Source organism: Escherichia sp. WS3063, assembly GCF_046486595.1.
In the GTDB taxonomy this organism is placed as follows: domain Bacteria; phylum Pseudomonadota; class Gammaproteobacteria; order Enterobacterales; family Enterobacteriaceae; genus Escherichia; species Escherichia coli.
Window position 1 is genome coordinate 1 of the sequence record NZ_JBJQKY010000068.1, and the last position, 1,205, is coordinate 1,205.

1 protein-coding gene is annotated in these 1,205 nt (G+C 49.3%); it reads right to left on the bottom strand.

What is annotated here, in order from left to right:
* Positions 1 to 199 precede the first annotated feature (199 nt).
* Positions 200 to 1,021 carry a lincosamide nucleotidyltransferase Lnu(F) gene (gene lnu(F), locus ACJHYW_RS25190; protein ID WP_000939727.1) on the bottom strand — a complete coding sequence of 274 codons (822 nt, stop codon included), beginning with the start codon at positions 1,019 to 1,021 and terminating at the stop codon, positions 200 to 202.
* Positions 1,022 to 1,205 lie beyond the last annotated feature (184 nt).

The following is a 1,205-nucleotide window of genomic DNA, read 5'->3' on the forward strand; positions in this document are numbered from 1 at the left end:
CACAGAATGATGTCACGCTGAAAATGCCGGCCTTTGAATGGGTTCATGTGCAGCTCCATCAGCAAAAGGGGATGATAAGTTTATCACCACCGACTATTTGCAACAGTGCCACTTGACCTGATAGTTTGGCTGTGAGCAATTATGTGCTTAGTGCATCTAACGTCAAAATCAGCGGCGCGTTTTTATGCGTCCGCTGGATTTACTTGTTGTGCGGCGTCGCAGACTCATTGAGCAACCTTTTTGCCTGCGCAATTACAGTTCTCGGAAGCTCGATATTCAGAGGTTCTGTCACGCTCTTGAACAATTCGAGACTCCACGTCCACGTTTGATGATAGGCTGCACATAGTGCTCTTGGTTCTGCACTGCTTGTGCATGCCAGATAGCGATTATACGAGTCCTCCGAGATATCCTTTTCGAGCGCGCGTGAAGGTGTCGGCCAGTGGTCTGTTGCCCCTTCGTGGAGTCGAACCAGCTTGAGTAGGTTTTCATGTGCTTTGCTGAGCAAAGCCCAGGCGCGAGCGTACTCTCCCCGATTTAAAAGATTGGCCCCAAAGAGCATCAGGCTGATGAGGTTCAACACAAGCCCTTCCACCAGCGGCGCGCCTTCACGTATCGGGGGACCGCCCACGAGAGCGCTTGCGTACCTTGACAACTCTCCTGATCGGTCCAACAAAACAGCCGCCTCAAGCGAGGGAAACCACCCATAGCCTTGCCAAGTGGAAATGACCGGTATGTCCGATTTTCGCATGAAATGGAATTCACCGCGAATGCCGTTTTCAAAAAGTGCGGTGTGGTGGCCGAAGTCGTCCGGAAAGTAAGCAGCAACCGGACTTACGGCATTAAGCCACGAGCGCTGATCGAAATTTTCAAAATGGTCATCCTGGATGAACACTGCGAATTCGATATCAGAGAACTCGTCACCCTCTCCGATAGCAAATGAGCCGAACATCAATGCCGCGATTATTCGTGCATCCTCATGACAACCTTCCTTGAAGAGTTCGATCATTTTCAGTTGAAGCATAGAAATATCCTTTTATTGAAGCCACAGATTATGAGGAAAGGTATACGCAGATTTTTGTTTTTTTTCGTCAGCACAACGCCGGAGTTAAGCCGCCGCGCGTAGCGCGGTCGGCTTGAACGAATTGTTAGACATCATTTACCAACTGACTTGATGATCTCGCCTTTCACAAAGCGAATAAATTCTT